Source organism: Bacillus sp. 123MFChir2, from assembly GCF_000383235.1.
Taxonomy (GTDB): domain Bacteria; phylum Bacillota; class Bacilli; order Bacillales; family Bacillaceae_G; genus Bacillus_A.
Window position 1 is genome coordinate 19531 of record NZ_KB910948.1, and the last position, 22175, is coordinate 41705.

Genomic DNA, 22175 nt, shown 5'->3' on the forward strand with positions numbered 1-22175 from the left:
AATTACTTCTTATGTCGCAATGACTGATATACAATATACGGCCTACATCGTTACGTGATGTAGGCCGTATATAATGAAACGATATTATTTATGCAAATGATACGGGACTGTTGTAATGACAATATCTTTATTGCGCATAAACCACATGCGCAGAAGAAGTGCACTTTGGTTATGCAATGCATTGTGCCACCATTTGTGCGGAATGAACTGCGGAATAATAATATGGATATGTCCCCCATCTTTTTGTTTCGCCTCTATTGTTTTAATAAAACGATTCAGCGGTTCAAGAATAGAACGATATTTACTGCGTAGAACGACTAGTCTACAAGGAGTTCCCCAGTCTTTCCACTTTTTCTCCATTTTATTTATAGATTCCTTATCGAAACCAACGTATACAGCAATCGGATCAACATCTACACTCTTCGCAAAAGATATCGTGTTGTTCACAACACGGTGGACACCTGACACTAAAACAAGCGTGACTACATCACTTGCTTCTGGACGTACCGTTTGCATATCGATGCGCAATTCTTTTGCAACATCTTCATAATGTTTGTGAATGGACATTGAAATGAAAATAATAATAGGTAAGACAACTAATACAACCCAGGCGCCGCCTGTAAACTTCGTAACAGCAAAAATAACGGCAACGATTGATGTAATTACAGCACCAACTGTATTAATTGTAAACTTAATTTTCCAATGCGATCCTTTTACTCGTTTCCAGCGGCGCATTAAACCAATTTGCGCTACTGTAAACGAAAGGAACACACCGATTGCGTATAGCGGAATTAACGCATTCGTATGCGCATGAAACGCTATGATCAAAATACATGCCAACGACGCTAGCGCAATAATTCCATTCGAATACCCTAAACGATCTCCGCGATTTGTTAAACTTCGAGGCAAATATCCGTCTGCCGCTACAATCGCAGCAAGCTGAGAAAATCCCGTAAATGTGGAGTTTGCCGCTAAAATTAACACAATAAACGTAAACCATATAATCACTTGATATAAAATTCCGTGTCCAAAATACATACCCGTCAACTGTGACAACATCGTGTTGTGCGGATCTGGGGTAACACCCTTCACATACAAGTGGTACGAAAATCCTAAAAGTGTCACAGCTGTGATAACACCTAAAGCAATATATGTTCTAATTGCGTTTTTTTGCTGCGGTTCTCTAAAAATAGGAACTGCATTTGAAATTGTCTCAATTCCTGTAAGTGCTGAACAAGCCGAACTGAACGCTTTCAAAATTAATAAAGTTGTTAAGCCTTCTGGAACTGTCCCAAAGCTCGGTGTACTCGGTTGAACAACCCCGTGACGAAATTCATCAAAAAATCCTGTGAAAATTAAAATTAACATACAAATCATAAAACCGAATGTCGGCCAAGCAAATACGCGAGCTGACTCTGCTACCCCGCGCAAGTTTATAAGTACTAAGATAACGACGCATAAAATCGCCAAAATCGTTTCATATGGAACAACTACAGGATACGCAGAAGAAACTGCTTCTATCGCTGCAGATACAGATACCGCTACAGTCAATACATAATCAACAAGCAAAGAACTAGAGGCGACAAGAGAAACCCAGCGCTGCTTGAAGTTATCTTTCGCAATCGCATACGCTCCCCCGCCGTTTGGATATGCCAAAATCCCCATAATATACGACACAATTAAAATTGCTAAAAGAACGATAGTCGAAATGGTAATCGGCATAATCAACCATTTCGCATCAGGACCAAGTCCTTCCAGCTCTGTCATTCCGGATTCAGGCCCATACGCAACAGATGAATACAAATCTGCCGAAAGGATAGGTAGCGCAATTAACCAAAATAATTTGTTATGGTGCGCATGAAGCTCTGACGTTCGCATCGGACGACCAATTAAAAAACGCTTCACACTACTGAAATTACTTGCAGAAAACCAAATTGCAAGTAATGCAACTATAATTAACACCGCTTCCAACCATCTAACTAAAGTGTGATGATCCATAACTCTTTCTCCTTTTAATCACTATTTGCTCATTTTATTCTCCTGATTTGAATTGATACATAATATTTTGAACAACGAAATATAAAATATGTACTTTTAAAAACCCTAAAATTGGTAATTATATTTCAACACACATTCACAAATTCTAATGATTGAAATTCAATTCAACTAGAGGAGGAATTACGTTATGACTGTAATTACGAAACTTAAACAAACTGTTTCAGGATTAAAAAGTGCACAAGCGAGCTTAGAAGGGTTCGCTCTTGATACTGATAACCAACAAGCGAAGCAATTATTCCAAAGCGCAGCACAACAAACGCAATCCATTATTGATTCTTTATCTCCGCGCGTTCAAGAGGTTCAACAAGAAGAACCTCAATACACACAGCAGTAAAGGGCGTTTTTATTAAACGGAATAATACCCGCTTTATGCTGAACCGAAAAAAGGGTGATACAATATCATCCTTTTTTCACCTCAAATTACATAGAGCTATAGAAATGGAATGATACAATGAGAAAATTTAGAATTATTACTTTGTTATTCCTTCTCTTCTTCAGTTTCCTAAGCGGCTGTAACAGTCCACTAGATAAAAAAGTAAAAAAAGAAGCAAACGAAAAAGAAGAGCACCAAACAAATAAAAAAGATACACCATTAAAAAATGTCAGTATGGAGAATATTGATCAATCCATCGCAAATCAAGCGAAAGATCAGATTTTTAATATGGAGGAAGTCATTGATGTTAAATCGGTTAACTTCAATAACGAACTATACGTAGCCGCGAAACCAGAGCACCACGAACGCTTTCAACTAAAGAAATTAAAAAAGGAAATGAAACAGACATTAAAAAAGACGTATCCTAATTTAAAAGTTTACGTCAGTATGGATAAAAAAGTTTTCATGTTGCTAGATAAATTAGAAACGAAGATTAAAAACAAAGAAGCAGATAAGAAAGAAATAAAAAAACAACTAAAAGTAGTTAAAGAAGAAATGCATTCCGATATTTAATAATACTTTTCAACATAGAAAAGGATGGATTCATATGTCGAGCCAAAACAAAGACTTATCGCCAGTGCAACAAGAATATAAAAAATTTGAACAGCAGCGTGAACCAAAGCGTCCTGTTCTCAAAAATTGTATAAAAGCTTTTTTTGTAGGTGGATTCATTTGTTTAATCGGTCAACTAATCTCCACATTTTATATTACTTATTTCGATTTTACGGAACGATCTGCGGGGAATCCAACTGTAGCGACAATGATCTTTATTTCCATGCTCTTAACAGGTTTCGGTGTATACGATCGATTAGCTCAGTTTGGCGGGGCAGGTACAGCCGTTCCTGTTACCGGATTTGGAAACTCCGTCATATCAGCTTGTATTGAGCATCGTACGGAAGGTTTTGTACTTGGAGTGGGCGGGAATATGTTTAAACTAGCCGGATCTGTTATTTTATTCGGTGTATTTTCTGCATTTGTAATTGCACTAATTCGAACAATTCTAGTTCAATGGGGAGGGTTTTAAATGTTACAAGGCCACCGAACATGGGTATTTGACAACAAGCCTGTCATTATATCAACTGGTGTCATTGGCGGACCATTTGAAGCGAACGGCAACATCCCCGATGATTTCGATACATTGCATGATAATTTATGGTTAGGACAAGACTCCTACGAAAAAGCACATCGAGTTTTATTCGAAGAAGCTTGCAGCAGGGCCACAGAAAAGGCACAACTTCGGAAAGAAGATATTCAATTTATCCTAGCAGGAGATTTAATTAATCAAATTACGCCTTCTAGCTTTGCTTGCCGGACACTCGGTACTCCTTATCTTGGATTATTCGGCGCTTGTTCTACCTCGATGGAAGGACTCGCTTTAGGTGCCAGCATCATAAATGCAAAAGGAGCAAAATATTTATTAACAGGAGCATCTAGCCATAATACTGCTGTAGAAAAACAGTTCAGATATCCAACTGAATATGGAGGTCAAAAACCCCCTACTGCGCAGTGGACAGTAACAGGAGCGGGCGCTGCCTTATTAAGCGACCAAGGAGATGGCCCTTGCGTAACATCAGCAACAATCGGCAGAGTGATCGATATGGGATTAACCGACCCGCTAAATATGGGAGGGGCTATGGCTCCTGCTGCTGTCGACACGATAGAAGCACATTTAAGAGAACGACAAATCGATGCATCCTACTATGACTTAATTGTAACGGGTGATCTCGGACATGTAGGACGCGAAATTGCCTTTGACTTACTACGTAAGCAGGGAACATCTATACGAAGCGAACAATTTCAAGATTGCGGATTACTTATTTACAGAGACAACCAGCCTATTTTAGCAGGAGCAAGCGGGCCAGGCTGCTCAGCAACTGTTGTGTATGGGCATTTATTAAACCGAATGAAAAAAGGAGAGTTTCGCAAAATACTTGTAGTTGCTACTGGGGCTTTACTTTCCCCATTAACTTTCCAGCAACAAGAAACGATTCCTTGTATCGCTCATGCAGTATCCATTGAAGTTGGAGGTATATAATACATGATCTTTTTTTGGGCTTTTGTAATTGGCGGCCTCATTTGTGTCATTGGGCAAGTTATGTTCGACGTCTTCAAACTCACCCCTGCTCATACAATGTCGACACTTGTTGTCATTGGGGCTATATTAGATGGATTTAATTTGTATGAACCATTAATTGATTTTGCCGGAGCAGGCGCAACGGTTCCTATTACAAGCTTTGGGAACGCTCTCGTTCACGGTGCAATGGCGGAAGCAGCTGAACATGGCATTATTGGTGTTATAACAGGGATGTTTAAAGTAACAAGTGCCGGTATATCTGCCGCAATTATTTTCGGATTCATTGGAGCTTTATTATTTAAACCAAAAGGATAAGAGGTGTTCTCATGACCGTTGTTGCAAGTGTAAAAACATGCCTCGCTAGTTTAAAAGGCGCACAAGCAAGTTTAAGTGCCCTTTCACAAAACTCTGCTGATCAAGAAGCAAAGCGCGTTTTTCATGAATGTATGTTAGAGATGGATAGTATAATTACTGATGTACAAGGGCGAGTTTCAACATTAGAACGAGAAGAACCACAATATAAAGGATTTTAGGAAGACTGGAGGGAATATACATGCCTGACATTCACATACCAGAATGGCCACTTGTCATTATACGTTCTTTATTTGTCTTAATTGTTTTATTCGCCATTACGAAATGGCTTGGCAAAAGACAAATCTCTCAACTTTCCTTTTTTGAATACATAGCGGGTATGACGATTGGTGATATTGCGGCAGAAGTATCGACAGGATTGGAACAAAACTTCTTCCACGGTATTTCTAGTATGCTGGTTTTTGCGGTCATACCCTTTTTCGCAGGACTAATTTCCTTAAAAAATAAAACAGTGCGAGATTTTGTAGAGGGTAAATCCACCATTTTTATAAAAGATGGCAAAGTGCTCGAAGATAATTTAAAAAAGGAAAAATATACAAGCGACGAACTACTAGAGCTTCTGCGAAAAAAAGATGTATTCAACATAACCGATGTTGAATTTGCTATATTAGAGCCTAGCGGTGAATTAAACGTATTATTAAAGAAAGACAGACAACCATTAACTGCAAAAGATATCGGATTAAAATTACCAAATGAAAAAGAAACACAAACAGTCATTATGGACGGAAACATAATAGATGAACCTCTTGCAGCAAGTGGCCATAACCGTGCTTGGGTTCGCACTGAACTCGAAAAAATAGGAGTTGCAATCGACAACGTATTCATTGGACAAGTCGACTCCTACGGCCAACTCACTGTCGACATATACAACGATAAAATTCAAATGCCTTCTCCCCAAGATAAACCATTATTACTCGCTTCCTTAAAGAAGTGTCACGCTGATCTTGAACTCTTTTCTTTAGAAACGAAATCAAGTACCGCCGCGAACATGTATGTAAACAACGCTAAGAAGCTAGAGGAAATTTTAAATAAAGTAACGTATTTACTGAAAGAGTAGTACGGAAAAGAACGCTTATATATGTAACGGCGTTCTTTTTTATGTCTATATAAAGTGAAACTTCCATCAGTGGGGAGATAAATCACTGCCATGCATCGAACAGAGAATCTACGCTCGCTCTCCCTTTTTGTTTTCACTTCGCGCGTGGCAGAAAAGAACCCTGACCGCTTCTATGCATGGTCAGATGCTCTCGACCACCTAAAAAAAGAGGGGGTTTTTATGGGTATGTTTAAATTCACTCAATTCGGTTATGATGAGGAAGGTACAGAAGAAGGGAATTCCTCATTTATAGCGAATTAACATGATACACGTACATATTTTCTTAAACTGAAGTGGTTTCGTTTGACCTTTATTGACCATAATTGTATTATAAAACTAACAAATGTGTTAAAGGAGGAAGTTACACATGAATTTAATTCCTACAGTTATCGAACAAACAAATCGCGGGGAACGTGCTTATGATATTTACTCTCGTTTATTAAAAGACCGTATCATCATGCTTGGTAGCGCAATTGATGACAACGTAGCAAACTCTATCGTTTCTCAGCTTTTATTCTTAGAATCACAAGACCCAGAAAAGGATATTCATATATATATCAACAGTCCTGGTGGCTCTATTACAGCTGGTATGGCAATTTACGATACAATGCAATTCATTAAACCAAACGTATCTACAATTTGTATCGGTATGGCTGCATCTATGGGTGCTTTCTTACTTGCAGCTGGTGAAAAAGGAAAACGTTTCGCGCTTCCAAACAGTGAAGTTATGATTCACCAACCACTTGGTGGTGCCCAAGGACAAGCGACGGAAATCGAAATCGCTGCAAAACGTATCCTATTCTTACGCGATAAACTAAACAAAATTCTTGCTGAGCGTACAGGTCAAGATTTAGAAGTAATTGAGCGCGACACAGAGCGTGACAACTTCATGACAGCAGAAAAAGCATTAGAATACGGCTTAATTGACAAAATCTTTACAAACCGCTAAGAAAAGCGGAAGCGGCTTGCTCAGAATCGCAGGACGTTGGAGCCACCGACAAAGAGGTGCTTTTTACCTCGTCCGAGGGGGCGAAACGACCGGAGATTCTAGCCGTTGGAGCTAGATCATAAGAAAAGCGGAAGCGGCTTGCTCAGAATGAGAGGGGGATGGAGCTTCTGACAAAGAGGTGCTTTTTACCTCGGCGGAAGAAGCGAAGCCACCGACCATTCTAGCCGCTGGAGCTAGATCATAAGAAAAGAGCTATCATCTACGATAGCTCTTTTTCATTTATCGGCAATTCGACACAGGATAAAGTGAAAATTCCATCAGTGACGCTTTTCTCACTGATGGAAATCTCTCACTAATCAGGCCTTTATGAGCAGCTTTCTTCCCCGTGTTTCCTCAGTCCTTACTGCCCACGAATAGTGGGATAAAAACCCTTCAACGACGTTCGACAGACGTATCGGAAACGCAACGCACAATAAAAAGCTATCGCACATTCGCGATAGCTTTTTATTGTTCTTTTTGCACATAAGCAACAAGTGCTGCCAATGCTTCTGTCTCATCTGATCCTTCTGTCGTAATCGTAACTTCACATCCAGATCCAACAGCTAAGCTCATAATCCCCATAATACTCTTAGCATTGACCGTTTTCCCGTCTTTCTCCATAAAAATATCAGCTTGAAAACGGTTTGCTTCTTGTACAAACAACGCCGCCGGACGTGCTTGTAATCCAGTCTTCAACAGCACCTCTATCCTTTTTTGAACCACTGTTCCATTCCCCTTTGCCTTTTATTTTTTTACAACCGCTTCACCAGCGCGTAATTTCTCCGCAATGTCATCAATTTTACGCAACCGATGATTGATACCCGATTTACTAATGTTTCCCCCAGATACCATTTCTCCTAATTCTTTCAATGTAACATCTTGATAATTGATACGCAGCTCTGCGATTTCACGTAATTTATCTGGTAAAAAATCCAGTCCAACAGTCTCGTCAATATAACGAATGTTTTCAATTTGTCTTAAAGCTGCACCAATCGTTTTATTTAAGTTTGCCGTTTCACAGTTCACAAGACGATTTACAGAATTACGCATATCACGCACAATTCGAATATCTTCGAACCTTAAAAGAGCGCTATGAGCCCCAATAATATTTAAGAACTCGGTAATTTTTTCCGCTTCCTTTAAATACGTAATGTACCCTTTTCGCCTTTCTAACGTTTTACTGTTTAACGCAAATTCATTCATCAGTTCACATATCGCATCATTATGTTCGTTGTATAACGAGAAAATTTCTAAATGATACGAGGATGTTTCTGGATTATTAACGGAACCGCCAGCTAAAAATGCCCCGCGTAAGTACGATCGTTTACAACACTTTTTCTCAATCAATTCTTGTGAAATATTACGAATAAACGAAAAGTCCTCTCGTACAATGTGCAAATCTAATAAAATCTCACGCGCTTTTTCAACTAAACGAACGATGTACACATTATTTTTCTTTAAGCGCATTTTCTTACGGACAAGTAGTTCAACTGTCACGTTATATCCTTTTTTCAATAATGTATAAATTCTTCGAGCAATCGCTGCATTTTCCGTTTGAATGTCAATGATTACACGACGATTTGAAAAGGAGAGTGAACCGTTCATACGAAGTAATGCTGATAACTCTGCTTTCTCACAGCATTCCTTCATTTCGAGCTTTGTTAGCTCCTTCTTTGTTTCTGATGCAAAGGACAACCGTTTCACCTCCTAACAATAATTACTACCCTAAATGAATTTGTAGCGTTACCTCAAAGAAGTAACGCCTTATACCATGCAAGCTTTTTCAAGCTGACAAGTTATATTAATGAATATAAAATCGAAGCTAGCTTTATCGTATCATGACGCACAACTTGATCATCATACTTTGCTAAACAACCTTTAATCAACTTAATATTATGTGCGGCAAAACGCTCTTCATCAATTGCAACCTGCCCCGACATTTCTTCTGCATAACGTCCTAATAGTTTAGATGGAATTGGTTCATCATTCACAATTGCTGTATCAATAAATGCTTCCCCAAGGTGATCATGCAATGCTTTCACATGGTCAAACGCTGTATATCCCATTGTTTCACCAGCTTGGGTCATAACATTACAAACGTATGCTTTCTTTGCTTTTGCCCGAAGTACTGCATCCCCAATTTTTTTCACCATTAAATTCGGCAAAATACTTGTATACAAACTTCCTGGTCCAAATAGAAGTAAATCAGCTCTTTGAATTTCCATTAATGTTTCATGAAGCGGTTCTACTTCCCCTGGCGTTAGAAAGACACGGTTAATTTTTTTCCCGGAATACGGGATTTTTGATTCCCCGCTTACAATTTGACCATCTTCCAATTCCGCATGCAAAACAACACTTTGATTTGCAGCTGGAAGTACACGACCTCTCACATTTAACACTTTACTCGTTTCCGTAATGGCATGAAAGAAATCACCTGTAATAGCTGTCATTCCAGCTAACAATAAATTTCCAAGCGCATGTCCTGTTAATCCTTCTCCCGATGTAAAACGATGCTGAAATAACGCCTCTACAAGAGGCTCCACATCCGACAACGCAACAAGCACGTTACGAATGTCTCCAGGAGGTGGGATTTCTAATTCATCGCGAAGTCTCCCAGAACTTCCTCCATCATCAGCAACCGTTACAATCGCTGTAATATCGACAGGATACTTTTTTAAACCGCGTAGCAAAACGGATAGTCCCGTTCCGCCTCCCATAATAACGATTTTCGGTTTCCTCTCTTTTCCCATCTCTTAATGTCCCTTTCTCTTCTCCACATCACGATGAGATACATGAGTTGTATATTCTTGCTTCAAATGTTGCGTTAAATATTCTGCAAGTGTAACGGATCGATGTTGCCCTCCTGTACATCCGATTGCAATAACAAGCTGACTTTTTCCTTCGCGCTTATAATGCGGAAGCATAAAGGAAATAAGGTCTGTTAACTTCTCTAAAAATTTGTGCGTTTCGTTAAATTTCAGCACATACGACGATACTTCCTCGTCAAGACCTGTTAATGGCTTCATATGTGGAATATAGTATGGATTTGGTAAAAAACGAACATCAAATACTAAATCAGCATCAATTGGAATACCATATTTAAATCCAAATGACATCACATTTACACGAAATGCTTGTTCACCCTCAGTTGAGAATAATTGAATGATCTTTTCTCTTAGCTCTTTCGGCTTTAATTCCGACGTATCAAGTACAATATTCGCACGCGCCTTCATATCTGTTAATAACGAACGCTCAGCTTCTATTCCTTTTAACGGAAGGCCCGTTGGAGCAAGTGGATGTGAACGCCTTGTTTCTTTATAACGAGTTACAAGTGTACTATCTTTTGCATCCAAGAATAAAATATGCGGAATAATCCATGTGCGTTCTGTTAAATCATCAAGCGCTCCCCATAAATGATCAAAGAACTCTCGGCCACGTAAATCAATACCGAGCGCTACTTTATTCATTTTCCCTTTCGAGTCTGCCATTAATTCAACAAACTTCGGCAACAACATAGGCGGTAAATTATCCACGCAAAAATATCCTAGATCTTCAAAGCTTTGCAGGGCAACCGTTTTTCCTGCTCCGGACATTCCTGTAATAATAACCATTTTAATATCATTATGCGCGTCCATTATATCCCTCCTCATCGCTTAACTCGGATCTAACCGATACGAAAGTAATTCAAAATCTGGTGTATATACAAATGTACCGTAAATAATACCATTTCCTTTAATTAAATAATCAATAATATGATAATCTCCCGGTGCCATTGGCAACTCATCAATCTTATCAAATGTATGCCAGCCTATTATCCCTTCTTCGCTTTGCAGTTTATTTTCTCCTGCAAAATCTGTCGCTAAGAAAGAAAACATCATCCATTCAGAAACAACCTTGTCTCCTTCTTGGATTACGAAAGTGAAGACACCTTTTAATGCTGGATTTTTCAAATAAATACCCGTTTCTTCGCGATATTCGCGAACAACTGATTCTCTCACCGTTTCCCCGCGCTCCATTTTACCCCCTGGAGCAACCCACCAATTGCGACGAGGCTTTTGTAATAGAAGAACTTCATTATCCTTAATTAACACACAGTTTGTCACTCTTTGCAAACTTCCTCACCTCAACTACTAACGGAGAAATCCCCATTATATACTTCCTTCATTATACTATCAAATACAGTTTGTCACAACGAAGGAACCCCATGTCTAAAGCAAATGAAAAAAGGTGACGGAAGACTATTCCCATCACCTTATAGTAAAATCCTCATAATTATTGATCATCCACAATAATATACGCTGTTCTTATTGGCCCATGTACCCCTACGACAAGATTCATTTCAATATCTGCACTGTTTGACGGACCTGAGATAAAATTCAAACAAGATGGAGGGGCTTCACCCTCAACATTTTGATGATGAATCGTCTTTGTAGCTTGTGTTAACCTCGGGACAATCGTGCTCTTCGGGACAATGGCAATATACGATTCTGGAAGAAGACTGACATGTCTGCCTTTCATTCCATCATTATATAAAACGACGGTTCCTGATTCCGCAAGAGTAATATCACAGAATGTAATTCCAAGATCAGCTGTTTTCGCGAATTCAATACTCTCTTCCTTATGGGCTAAATCCCATTTGTGAAAATGCATTGCCCCTTCATTTATAAACGTATTACTAAGATTATATTCATCGAACCGTTCATCATTTGAATAAATAACAGATTTGATATTCCATTCTTTCATAAAGGAGTGTAATGTTTCTGCCAGATTAGCCTTTTTTGTTCTCAGAACTTCTGTATGTATCGTTTCACAATGTTCCATCAACTTCAATACAAGCTCATCCTTCGTTAATCCGTCAAAAACGCCCCATTGCGGAGCAACAGACCAGCTCGGTTTTTCTACGGTTTCTGGACGTTTTCTCCCAAGTCTTTCGGATAGCTTAGCTAAAAATGTTTCGCGATTTTGAATGGCCATTATCGATCCTCCCTTGACCGCTTTTCAAACCAATCTCTAAACAGTTGTTTTTTCGGAGCTGGAAAGTCTCTTGCTTTTGTCCAAGCTTTTAACGGTCCTACCCCGCGCTCAATTTTGTCTCCTTTTGTAAAAGGCTTTAATGCATACGGAGCTGTCCTTGCCGCTAACGAGAATGACCTCGAACTCTTCACCATTTTTTCAAAGCCTTTCATCGCCATATCCCAAGCTACAGGAGACTTTTTCGCTTCCTCTACAATCTGCCTACGATGCTGAAGTAATAATTCATGTAAAGGTATTCGCACCGGGCACGCTTCCGTACAAGCGCCGCAAAGGCTAGATGCATAAGGTAAATCCTTGTATTCATCATATCCGCCTAAAAGCGGTGTTAATACAGCGCCAATTGGCCCGGGATAGATTGAGCCGTATGCATGTCCTCCGATATGACGATATACTGGACACACATTAATACATGCCGCACAGCGAATACACTGCAACACACTTTGAAACTCTGTCCCTAAAATATTAGAACGGCCGTTATCAACAATTACTAAATGAAACTCCTCTGGTCCATCTGTCCCCCCAGGTTCCGTTAAACCAGTAATATAACTTGTTAACTTTTGCCCGACAGAACTTCGGCACAGAAGTGTCACTAACACATCAAGCTCTTCCCATGTTGGAACAATCCGCTCCATTCCCATCACGGTAATTAACGTTTTCGGAATCGTCGTAACTAATCTGGCATTCCCTTCATTCGCTACAATTGAAATAGACCCAGACTCCGCAACGGCAAAATTACATCCTGTCACGCCTACATCCGCTGTTAAAAAATCATTACGCAAATAGTTTCGGACAAACCTCGCCATTTTTTCAGGATCAGCTGTTCCGGTATAGCCTATTTTCTCCTTAAACAACTCACAAATGCTTTCTTTATCTTTATGAAGACACGGAACAACGATATGTGATGGTGGATCATGATCATTAATTTGTAAAATAAATTCCGCTAGGTCCGTTTCTAATACTTCCCCTCCAACTTCTTCAATTGCTTCATTTAGACTAATTTCTTCCGTTACCATAGATTTTGACTTTACAATTTTTTTCGCATTTTTCTTTTTTATAATTCCTTTTACATATTCCCTTGCATCTTCAGCAGTATCTGCGAAATACACAGAACCACCATTTTCCTCAATCTTTTCCGTGAGTTGATATAAATAATAATCAAGATTTTCTAACGTATGCTTTCGGATCTCTTCTCCTAAAGAACGCCATTCTTCCCAATTCCCAAGGCTCTCAGTCGCTTTTAATTTCTTACTTCTAAGACCATCTTGCGCTTTCTTAACTGCATTTCTCATGAATTGATCCCCGATACCTGTTTCAGCACGTTTATGAAAAGGATCGTTCCCAATTTTCATCCCCATATTTAGATCCCCTCTCTATCCTCATTTAATACTTGCGCAATATGCTTCACTTCAATTGGATAACCATGACGGGTTAAGCGCCCTTTTATATTCATTAAACAACTGCAATCCATCCCGATTAACACTTCCGCACCCGTCTCCATAATATGTTTTACTTTTTCCTCAACCATTTCCTCAGAGATTTCCGCCATCTTCACTGCAAATGTACCACCGAATCCACAGCAATCATAATTATGGGACAATGGAACAACTTCCAATCCTTCTACATGTTTTAATAATGTTTGCGGAGGCTCTTTTATATTCATTAATCGGCTCATATGACACGATGTATGAACAGTTGCTTTTTTATGAAGCTTTGCACCTAAAGCTTCTTTGCCCAACACTTCTACAATAAACTGTGTAAATTCATATGTTTTCTTTGCAAGTTCCGTAGCCTTTTCGCGCCACTCTGTTTCACTTTCAGAAAATAAACTTGAAAACTCGTGAACCATCATAACGCAAGATCCTGATGGTGCCACAACATATTCTGAACCAGCAAATGCTTCAATCATATGCTTTGCGGCCGTTTTCGTTTCCTTCTGATATCCGCTATTATAAGCAGGCTGACCACAGCAAGTTTGTTTTTTAGGAAAATCGACTTCACAGCCTAAATCTTCAAGAATCTCAACAACGTCCTTTCCTACTTCTGGATAAAAGACATCAGCAAGACAAGTAATAAATACCGACACTTTCATATAGACACCTCCAAATAGGTCCCCACCTATCTTCTCCTCTGTTTTGTGACAAGAGACTTACTGTTTGCGAATGGCGAGGTAAACTAGAAAAATAAAGGCAATAATTCTTTTCATTTTTTTACTTATGTGAATCAATTTCATAACAGACAAAGTACATAGCAAAACCGAATAATGAATTGATTTTCTGTTATGGAATTCGCATTCAAACATTTTTTCTCAATTAAATTAGATTCATTTTCAGTTTCATTTGTTTTTATTACATCGACAGCTATTTATGGAAATGACTCATGTATAATCGCAAATAGCTTCTTAAAATTTATCTTTTTTCATATTATTGGTAAAAAATACAAAAAATATTAATAAAAAATAATAACTAATCTGTTTTCCGACACAGAAGTCTATGCTATGCAGAATACAATATGCCCTCCACTCGCTTCCTCCCTTTGTTTTAGGAATCGCATGTGGCAAAAAAAGGCCCTGATCGCTGCTCTCATCTCCTCCCTTAAAAAGAATGGGTTTAAGCTTTTACAAATAAAAAAAATAAGTGATCGAGGACTATCCCTCAATCACTTATTTCTTACTAAAATATGATACAAGCGCAAATCCTATATAAGTCGCCGTACACTATCCGCCGACAAATGAAAAAGAAGCTACCTCAGTAAAGGCAACTTCTCTTCTCGAGTTATTATTTTTCTACTTTTAGTTCTTCTAACAGCTCTTCCACGTAATGCTGTGCACTTTGCGCTGCAATACTTCCATCGCCTGTTGCTGTTACAATTTGGCGAAGCATTTTTTCACGAATGTCGCCAGCTGCGAAAATACCAGGAACTTTTGTTTCCATACGCTCATTTGTTTCAATATAACCATTTTCATTTGTAATACCTAACTCTGCAAATGGTTTAGAAAGTGGTAACATCCCAACGTAAATAAATACGCCTTCTGTTTTAAACTCTTGCTCTTCACCACTATTTACATCTACAAGTGTTACGCTGCCTACTTTTCCGTTTGTTTCATTAATTTCTTTTACAGTGTGGTTCCAAATAAAATCAACTTTTTCATTTTGGAAAGCACGGTCCTGTAAAATCTTTTGTGCACGCAATTGGTCACGGCGATGAACAATCGTTACTTTCGTTGCAAAGCGTGTTAAATACACACCTTCTTCAACAGCCGAGTCGCCGCCGCCAACAACGACAAGCTCTTTCCCTTTAAAGAATGCACCGTCGCATACTGCGCAGTATGATACGCCGCGTCCGCCAAGTTCTTTCTCGCCTGGCACACCAATTTTCTTATATTCCGCACCACTTGCAACAATAATGGCGCGTGCTTTATATTCTTTCTTTCCAGCAATTACTGTTTTATATTCTTTTCCATCGACAATTTGTTTCACATCACCATATGCATATTCTGCACCAAATTTCTTCGCATGTTCAAACATTTTATTTGATAAGTCTGGTCCTAAAATATGGTCATAACCTGGATAGTTTTCTACTTCTTCTGTATTTGCCATTTGTCCGCCCGGAATGCCGCGTTCTAACATTAACGTACTTAAATTTGCTCGAGATGTATACACAGCTGCTGTCATTCCTGCCGGGCCAGCTCCGATAATAATTACATCATAAATTTTTTCTTCTGCCATATTCTTCATCTCCTGTTCTTAACGCTCTTGTAATACCCTCATTATACTGCCGGCAATGTTTTTTTCCCAATGATTTGCTTGCTCTTACCCCGCTATTCGTGGGCAGTAAATGCGGGGTAAGCACAGGGAAGAAAACTTCCCGTAAAAGCCCGATTGGACAGGCTTTCCATCAGCGGAGCGATGAACCCACCCCACTGATGGAAGTTTCACTTTACTCATGCACACATCTTACTGCTTGCACATACTTTCGTACAGTTGCTACCGATACATTATATATATTCCCAAGCTCTGCCTGCGTCAACTTATCGTGACATTCGCCTCTTACAATATATTCAACTGCCGCTGACCAGCCATATACATTTGTAAACGCCGTTCCGCTCGTATATAAGCGTATAAATGTACAAAACCAAAGATGTAAACACTCTTCAATCAGCTCATCATCTTTGTTTGTATAGTTGTATAAAGCATCAGCAATATGAACACATTGTTCAAACGGCTGAAGCTCTTGTGGAATACTTTTATGACTATTAATTAAAAAGAAATAGTGCGCGAGCTGTGATACGATTGGAACACGCTTAGGAGATTGCATCACATCAAAGAAAAAGCCAACTTTCTCTGGTGTTGTCAGCTCATTCATTAAATATAAAGCTAGCATTTGTTCTTCTAACGTTTCACTTTGCTGAAATGATTGCTGCAGTTCTCCAAATAAAATATTTTGGCCTTCATCTGCTAAATTAATAGCATTCCAAGGCTCCTTCCCTTTTTTATCAGGATGTAAATCCACAACGTGCGCCCACATTTTTTCTGCTGTTTGTTCATCTTTTACCATGTAAGCAGAATATGCGAACCAATAATAAAAACTAACATCACCTTCGTAACCTTGACGCTTTAAAACTTTTAACCATTTATATGCACTTTCAAAACGACCAATTGTCGCAAATGTTGTCCCTAGTTTTACACGATGCTCAAACGACATCGGATACACTGTCTCCAGTTGTTCTGCTAACTTTTCTACTTGCTTATGTTCCCCAATAGAATATAGAAAAATAAGCGTATTACATAAGGCATGAATATTCCCTGGATTTTTCTCTAAAATTAACTCTGTCATTTTCAATGCTTGATCAACATTGCCAAGCTGAAAATGAGCAATTGCTAAATTATTATGTGCCGACCAAAATTCCGGATATTCCGTTATAACGCCTTCAAGCGTAGCAATCGCCTCTTCTAATTGACCGTTCCGAATATAATGATTTGCTTGCTCTTGCATCACAATTAATCCATCTTCATCTTCAAGTTCCGGTGCATCCATTTCTTCTTCTTCAATAATCTCTAAAAGTTCCATCGTTTCTTCAATAAATTCTTTGTCCGTCGCAACTTCTAAATACCGCTCTGCATACTTTTTTGCTTGTTGGAATAAACCAAGATACGCATAATTATTTGCCATAAAATAATAGCATTCTTCTATTTGTTCACCCGTACGAACAATTTGTAAAAAAATTTGATTCGATTCGTGATAATCTCCCGCTTCTGATAATGCCGTTGCTAATTGACATAAAATAAACGGCTCTTTCTGACTTTGTGCCGCTCTTTTAAAATATTTAATTGCATCGGCTAAATGATGGTTACGATAAGCCTTCATTCCTTTATCATAAAAGAAATCGGCTAATTGATTAAAAGAAATAACTTGTCCGTTATCTTTATGAATTTCTTGATTTTTCCCCATAGATCCTCCATTATTTCATTCTTCTATCTATAAGTATAAACGATTCTTCTAAAAACAAAACAGTATATTATACGCAAATATTTCCTTTTCATTACCGAAAAGAAAAGGAAAATGTTACATTTCTAACATTTCCCTTTTCTCGCTGCCATTTCCTCTTTCGTATAAATAACACGCATCGGATTTCCACCAACAAAAGCACCGCCCGGTACATCACGATGAACAAGTGTACCAGCTGAAACAATCGCTCCGTCTCCAATGACAACTCCCGGTAGAATAGTTGAATTTGCTCCTATCATTACTTCGTCTCCAATGATAATTTCACCAAGGCGATATTCTGTAATTAAATATTCATGAGCTAATAATGTTGTATTATAACCAATAATCGAATTACGCCCCACCGTAATTTTCTCTGGAAACATAATATCCGGCATAACCATAAGGGCAAAAGAAGTTTGCTCTCCAACTTTCATCCGCAAAAATGTGCGATATAACCAGTTTTTCATCCGTAAAAATGGAGTATAACGCGCAATTTGAATGACAATGAAGTTTCTCATCACTTTCCAAAATGAAACAGTCTTATATACGTTCCATAATGAATTTGCTCCTGACATAGGATAGCGTGTTGTCCGTCGCACCATTCTCTCCCCTTTTGCGCTCCACTTCGTTACTATAAATCCATTTTCTATACGTCACTGCTATGCAGAAAAAAGGAGTCTGCTACTTTCTCCCTTTGTTTAAACTTCGCGTGTGGCAGAAGAAGACCCTGACCGCTTCTATGCATGGCCAGATCCCTCTCTACCACCTAAAAAAGGGGCTTGTTGTCGGTTTAGTGAGGCAAAATCGTTAACAAGTCACTCATTTTTTCTAATACATAATCCGGTTTATAAGACTCTAAATATTCGCGTCCTTTAATTGTCCATGCAACAGCTGCTGTCTTCACGCCAGCATTTTGTCCGCCGACAATATCGTGATGATTATCTCCTACCATTAACGCTTCTTCCGGCTTTGCCTCTAATAATTGCAACGCTCTTTGAATCGGCTCTGGATGCGGCTTCACATGCTCTACATCATCAATTGTCACCACAACATCAAAAAACTGTTTTAATTTCGATAACTTTAATCCCATTTCGACAGTTTGGCGCGCCTTCGTTGTTACAATCCCAACCTTATAACCGTTCTTTCGCAATTCCTGAACAGTTTCATACACTGTTTCATACTCTTCTACTAACTCATCATGATGTTCATGATTAAAGTTACGGTAACATTGAATGAGTTCTTCAACTCGGTTTTCATCAATTTTACTAAATGTATCATGCAATGATGGACCAATAAACGGCAGTACATCCTCGCGCTTATACTGACTTGGATAGTACTTTTCTAAAGTATATAAAAATGAAGAGATAATAAGTTCGTTTGTATTAATCAACGTTCCATCCAAATCAAATAACACTGTATTGATGTTCATCTTTTCCACGCCCTTAGTTGTTATATGTGAAACTTCCATTCAAAGTTACTTGTAAGAGCCCCCCAATCGGGCTCTTACAAGCAGGATATGAAAAGAAGCAGCGCCGCATGTATGACGCTACTTTTTCCTCATTCACCACTGAATTTCTATCATTATTTTTCTGAATACCGTTTATCCGCATACCCCATTTTGCGTCTCACAACAACAAAAATGATAGAGACGAGAATTAAGACAATGGATACGACTTGCGCAATGCGAAGCGGACCAAGCATTAAACTATCTGTACGCAATCCTTCTACAAAGAAACGACCGATAGAGTACCAAGTTAAATATGTGAAAAATAGCTCTCCGCGGCGTAAATTTGCTTTCCGAAGAAATAGAAGTAAAATAACCCCAGCAAAATTCCATAGTGATTCATATAAAAATGTTGGATGGTAATATACACCATCAATATACATTTGATTGACAATAAACTGCGGTAAATGTAAACTTTCAAGAAATTGACGCGTTACCTCATCGCCATGAGCTTCTTGGTTCATAAAGTTTCCCCAGCGGCCAATCGCTTGTCCAAGTAAAATACTTGGCGCTGCGATATCTGCTAGCTTCCAAAAAGATAGACCGCGTACTTTTGCAAATACAATTCCGGTAAGAACCGCACCAATTAATCCGCCATGAATCGCTAAACCGCCTTGACGAATGTTAATAATTTGACTCGGGTTTTGGGAATAATAGTCCCATTCGAAAATAACATAGTATGCACGTGCACAAATGATTGCAATCGGCACTGCAATTAGGACCAAATCAATAAACGTATCTTTTGGAATACCGAGACGCTTTCCTTCGCGGGTTGCAAGCCATAATCCAAGCAACACAGCCGTACCAATAATGACACCATACCAATAAATCGGAAACGGCCCAAGCTGAATTGCTACGCGATCAAGCTGCGGTACAGACCCTAACAGCATATTCTCTACACCCTTTCTATTCCACTAATGGAAGTTTCACTTGGTATTTAATTTTAATCCCCTAGTTCAATTGCGCTCATAAGACGCTCTGAAAATTGTTGCGCTGCATTGACGCCCATACGTTTTAAACGGAAGTTCATCGCTGCTACTTCAATAATGACAGCTAGGTTTCGACCAGGTCGTACTGGTAGAGTAATCTTTGTAATATCTGTATCAATAATTTTCATTTTTTCTTCATCTAAGCCAAGGCGATCATAGTTCTTCTTTTGATCCCAAATCTCAAGATTAATCACAAGTGAAATACGTTTATGATTACGCACTGCACCTGCACCAAATAACGTCATAACGTTAATAATGCCAAGTCCACGAATTTCAAGTAAATGCTCAATTAACTCCGGTGAACTTCCGACTAGTGTATCGTCATCTTCTTGGCGAATTTCTACACTATCATCAGCAACAAGACGATGTCCGCGCTTCACAAGCTCAAGTGCTGTTTCGCTTTTCCCGACACCACTTTGTCCTGTAATCATTACACCAACGCCATAAATATCAACTAATACACCGTGGATGGCTGTTGTTGGCGCCAATTTACTTTCTAAATAGTTCGTCAAACGGCTGGATAAACGTGTCGTTTTTAACGGTGAACATAATATCGGCACGCCGGTCTGACGAGATGCTTGCATTAGGTCCTCTGGTACATCCTGACCGCGCGTTACGATAATGCACGGTGTTTCTTCTGTACAAAGCGCTTGCATGCGCTTTTTCTTTTGTTCAACTGTTAAAGTATCAAAAAAAGTAAGCTCGGTTTTCCCAAGAAGCTGCACACGATCGGCTGGATAATATGTGAAAAAACCTGCCATTTCAATTCCAGGTCGTGATAAATCACTTGTATCAATGGGACGATGAATTCCTTCCTCACCACTTACTAATTCTAACTGAAAATGTTCAATTAAATCTTTCGTACGAACTTTTGGCATATATAAACCTCCACGTTGCGGAATGTATCTAGGCAGCGTACTACCACTCTACCCGCTATTGTACCATTTTTTGCTTAAAACAAGAAATACAGTTTCTTTTGAAAAAGAAAAAAACATTCCACGCTTTGCGCAAAATGTTTTACGTTTTGTTGGATACTTTCTGTCGTCCGATTAGTCTTTCTCATATAACGGTTCAATGATCACTTTCTCAATTAACATATTTAAAATTGAAATAAAGATCGCTGCCATAATTGCTGCGCCAAATCCAGATAAATTAAACGCATCACCAAGTATCGAATCGGTAATTTCTAGCGTAATTGCATTAATAACGATTAAAAAGAACCCAAATGTTAACACAGTAATTGGAAGCGTAATTAAAATTAATAACGGTTTAACAAACACATTTAAAAGAGACAAAATAACGCTTGCAATCACTGCTGTTTGTATATTCGCTATTTCAAACGCACCTGGTGCAAATATTTTAAGAAGACCTGATACAACAATTAGCACAATACTATTTACAATAAGTGATAAAATCAATCTCATGTTCTTTACACTTCCTTTTCACTAGGGACAATGAATACTCAAACTACATATATAAATGCAAATTAAAAAAACGACATACAAACTCCTTTTTTTATAGGGGAGGGCCTTTTCCTGCCACATACCAGGTTTAAATCAAAAGGAGCAGGCATGTTGTATTCTGCATGGCTTCGATTTGTACGTAAAAAATCAAAGTGGATTTATATACTAACAATAATACGTCAACTCCGCCAAAAATACCAAGAACAAATGAAACCGCATATAAGATTCTCCTTACAAACAATCCTTTACTCATTCGCAAGCAACTGTACACCTTTGACAATATTCCAGATAAAAATAACAAGGTTCACAAATCCAAATAACAACAGTGCAATAAGCACCATCACACCCAATTGTTCTGGTGTGTTCATCATAAATCCAAGTAGAAAAACGAGAAATAAACAAAAGAACGGTAATAAATGCGAAATGAGTGCTTTCTTTGCATGAGATTTCACTTCTTCATGAGGAACAACAAAGTACACAATGATTGGAAATAACAACGGAGCCACAAAAATACTAAAATAACAACAAGAGGCTAACACTTTTTCGGTAGAATCCACATCTTCATCCCCTTTGGATGCATATAAAGTGAAACTTCCATCAGTGGGGAGTTTCCCCCCACTGATGGAAAGCCTGCCCGATCGGGCTTTTACGGACAGTTATCCCCTACCTATCTTCTTTGT

The 22175-nt window shown here is 38.7% G+C and carries 25 protein-coding genes and 1 pseudogene; 9 read left to right on the forward strand and 17 right to left on the reverse strand.

Annotated features, from left to right (window positions below):
• Positions 1-84: 84 nt before the first annotated feature.
• A complete protein-coding gene (locus H280_RS0113710) occupies positions 85-1998 on the reverse strand; it encodes an APC family permease (protein ID WP_020061704.1) in 1914 nt (637 codons plus the stop codon).
• A gap of 187 nt (positions 1999-2185) precedes the next feature.
• Between H280_RS0113710 and H280_RS0113715 the strand changes: the two genes are divergently transcribed.
• From H280_RS0113715 to clpP, 9 genes are all read left to right on the forward strand, one after another.
• The gene (locus tag H280_RS0113715; protein WP_020061705.1) at positions 2186-2392 is read left to right on the forward strand and encodes a DUF1657 domain-containing protein; all 207 of its coding nucleotides are present in this window, start codon (positions 2186-2188) and stop codon (positions 2390-2392) included.
• A gap of 117 nt (positions 2393-2509) precedes the next feature.
• A complete protein-coding gene (locus tag H280_RS0113720; RefSeq protein ID WP_020061706.1) occupies positions 2510-3004 on the forward strand; it encodes a YhcN/YlaJ family sporulation lipoprotein in 495 nt (164 codons plus the stop codon).
• Between the two features lie 34 nt (positions 3005-3038).
• The gene (gene spoVAC, locus H280_RS0113725) at positions 3039-3515 is read left to right on the forward strand and encodes a stage V sporulation protein AC (RefSeq protein ID WP_020061707.1); all 477 of its coding nucleotides are present in this window, start codon (positions 3039-3041) and stop codon (positions 3513-3515) included.
• The gene (gene spoVAD, locus H280_RS0113730) at positions 3516-4526 is read left to right on the forward strand and encodes a stage V sporulation protein AD (RefSeq protein ID WP_020061708.1); all 1011 of its coding nucleotides are present in this window, start codon (positions 3516-3518) and stop codon (positions 4524-4526) included.
• A 3-nt stretch (positions 4527-4529) separates the two neighbouring features.
• Positions 4530-4880: a stage V sporulation protein AE gene (spoVAE, locus tag H280_RS0113735; RefSeq protein WP_020061709.1), complete on the forward strand. Its 351-nt coding sequence runs from the start codon at positions 4530-4532 to the stop codon at positions 4878-4880.
• A gap of 11 nt (positions 4881-4891) precedes the next feature.
• Complete coding sequence (locus H280_RS0113740) at positions 4892-5098, forward strand: DUF1657 domain-containing protein (RefSeq protein WP_020061710.1); 207 nt, start codon at positions 4892-4894, stop codon at positions 5096-5098.
• 20 nt (positions 5099-5118) lie between these two features.
• Positions 5119-5994 (forward strand): DUF421 domain-containing protein, encoded by an 876-nt coding sequence (locus tag H280_RS0113745; protein ID WP_020061711.1) that lies wholly within the window; start codon positions 5119-5121, stop codon positions 5992-5994.
• 90 nt (positions 5995-6084) lie between these two features.
• Positions 6085-6294: a hypothetical protein gene (locus tag H280_RS23620; protein WP_020061712.1), complete on the forward strand. Its 210-nt coding sequence runs from the start codon at positions 6085-6087 to the stop codon at positions 6292-6294.
• Positions 6295-6400: 106 nt separating this feature from the next.
• Positions 6401-6982 (forward strand): ATP-dependent Clp endopeptidase proteolytic subunit ClpP, encoded by a 582-nt coding sequence (gene clpP / locus H280_RS0113755; protein WP_020061713.1) that lies wholly within the window; start codon positions 6401-6403, stop codon positions 6980-6982.
• A 504-nt stretch (positions 6983-7486) separates the two neighbouring features.
• Here the strand turns inward: clpP and H280_RS0113760 are convergent.
• The 16 genes and pseudogenes from H280_RS0113760 to H280_RS0113840 all read right to left on the reverse strand — a co-directional run bounded on the left by H280_RS0113760 (position 7487) and on the right by H280_RS0113840 (position 22052).
• Positions 7487-7744, reverse strand: coding sequence for an HPr family phosphocarrier protein (locus H280_RS0113760; protein WP_020061714.1), 258 nt, complete (start codon positions 7742-7744; stop codon positions 7487-7489).
• Positions 7745-7765: 21 nt separating this feature from the next.
• Positions 7766-8716, reverse strand: a complete 951-nt coding sequence (gene whiA / locus H280_RS0113765) for a DNA-binding protein WhiA (RefSeq protein WP_020061715.1) — start codon at positions 8714-8716, stop codon at positions 7766-7768.
• 101 nt (positions 8717-8817) lie between these two features.
• A complete protein-coding gene (locus H280_RS0113770; protein ID WP_020061716.1) occupies positions 8818-9771 on the reverse strand; it encodes a gluconeogenesis factor YvcK family protein in 954 nt (317 codons plus the stop codon).
• 3 nt (positions 9772-9774) lie between these two features.
• Positions 9775-10656, reverse strand: coding sequence for an RNase adapter RapZ (gene rapZ, locus H280_RS0113775; RefSeq protein ID WP_020061717.1), 882 nt, complete (start codon positions 10654-10656; stop codon positions 9775-9777).
• Positions 10657-10674: 18 nt separating this feature from the next.
• On the reverse strand, positions 10675-11133 hold the full coding sequence (locus H280_RS0113780) for an NUDIX hydrolase (protein ID WP_028411235.1): 459 nt from the start codon (positions 11131-11133) through the stop codon (positions 10675-10677).
• Positions 11134-11293: 160 nt separating this feature from the next.
• The gene (locus H280_RS0113785; protein ID WP_020061719.1) at positions 11294-11995 is read right to left on the reverse strand and encodes a LutC/YkgG family protein; all 702 of its coding nucleotides are present in this window, start codon (positions 11993-11995) and stop codon (positions 11294-11296) included.
• Positions 11961-13410: pseudogene (locus H280_RS0113790) on the reverse strand (LutB/LldF family L-lactate oxidation iron-sulfur protein). Before H280_RS0113790 ends, H280_RS0113785 begins: the two are co-directional and overlap by 35 nt.
• A gap of 2 nt (positions 13411-13412) precedes the next feature.
• A complete protein-coding gene (locus H280_RS0113795) occupies positions 13413-14144 on the reverse strand; it encodes a (Fe-S)-binding protein (protein ID WP_020061721.1) in 732 nt (243 codons plus the stop codon).
• Positions 14145-14829: 685 nt separating this feature from the next.
• Positions 14830-15780 (reverse strand): thioredoxin-disulfide reductase, encoded by a 951-nt coding sequence (gene trxB / locus H280_RS0113800; RefSeq protein ID WP_020061722.1) that lies wholly within the window; start codon positions 15778-15780, stop codon positions 14830-14832.
• 211 nt (positions 15781-15991) lie between these two features.
• Positions 15992-17503: a tetratricopeptide repeat protein gene (locus H280_RS0113805; protein WP_020061723.1), complete on the reverse strand. Its 1512-nt coding sequence runs from the start codon at positions 17501-17503 to the stop codon at positions 15992-15994.
• A 122-nt stretch (positions 17504-17625) separates the two neighbouring features.
• Positions 17626-18138 carry an acyltransferase gene (locus tag H280_RS0113810; RefSeq protein WP_028411236.1) on the reverse strand — a complete coding sequence of 171 codons (513 nt, stop codon included), beginning with the start codon at positions 18136-18138 and terminating at the stop codon, positions 17626-17628.
• 191 nt (positions 18139-18329) lie between these two features.
• Positions 18330-18968: a pyrophosphatase PpaX gene (gene ppaX, locus H280_RS0113820; RefSeq protein ID WP_028411237.1), complete on the reverse strand. Its 639-nt coding sequence runs from the start codon at positions 18966-18968 to the stop codon at positions 18330-18332.
• Positions 18969-19120: 152 nt separating this feature from the next.
• Complete coding sequence (lgt, locus tag H280_RS0113825; RefSeq protein ID WP_020061727.1) at positions 19121-19933, reverse strand: prolipoprotein diacylglyceryl transferase; 813 nt, start codon at positions 19931-19933, stop codon at positions 19121-19123.
• Positions 19934-19986: 53 nt separating this feature from the next.
• A complete protein-coding gene (gene hprK, locus H280_RS0113830; RefSeq protein ID WP_020061728.1) occupies positions 19987-20910 on the reverse strand; it encodes an HPr(Ser) kinase/phosphatase in 924 nt (307 codons plus the stop codon).
• Positions 20911-21081: 171 nt separating this feature from the next.
• The gene (locus H280_RS0113835; RefSeq protein ID WP_020061729.1) at positions 21082-21456 is read right to left on the reverse strand and encodes a phage holin family protein; all 375 of its coding nucleotides are present in this window, start codon (positions 21454-21456) and stop codon (positions 21082-21084) included.
• A 284-nt stretch (positions 21457-21740) separates the two neighbouring features.
• Positions 21741-22052: a DUF4870 domain-containing protein gene (locus tag H280_RS0113840; RefSeq protein ID WP_020061730.1), complete on the reverse strand. Its 312-nt coding sequence runs from the start codon at positions 22050-22052 to the stop codon at positions 21741-21743.
• Positions 22053-22175 lie beyond the last annotated feature (123 nt).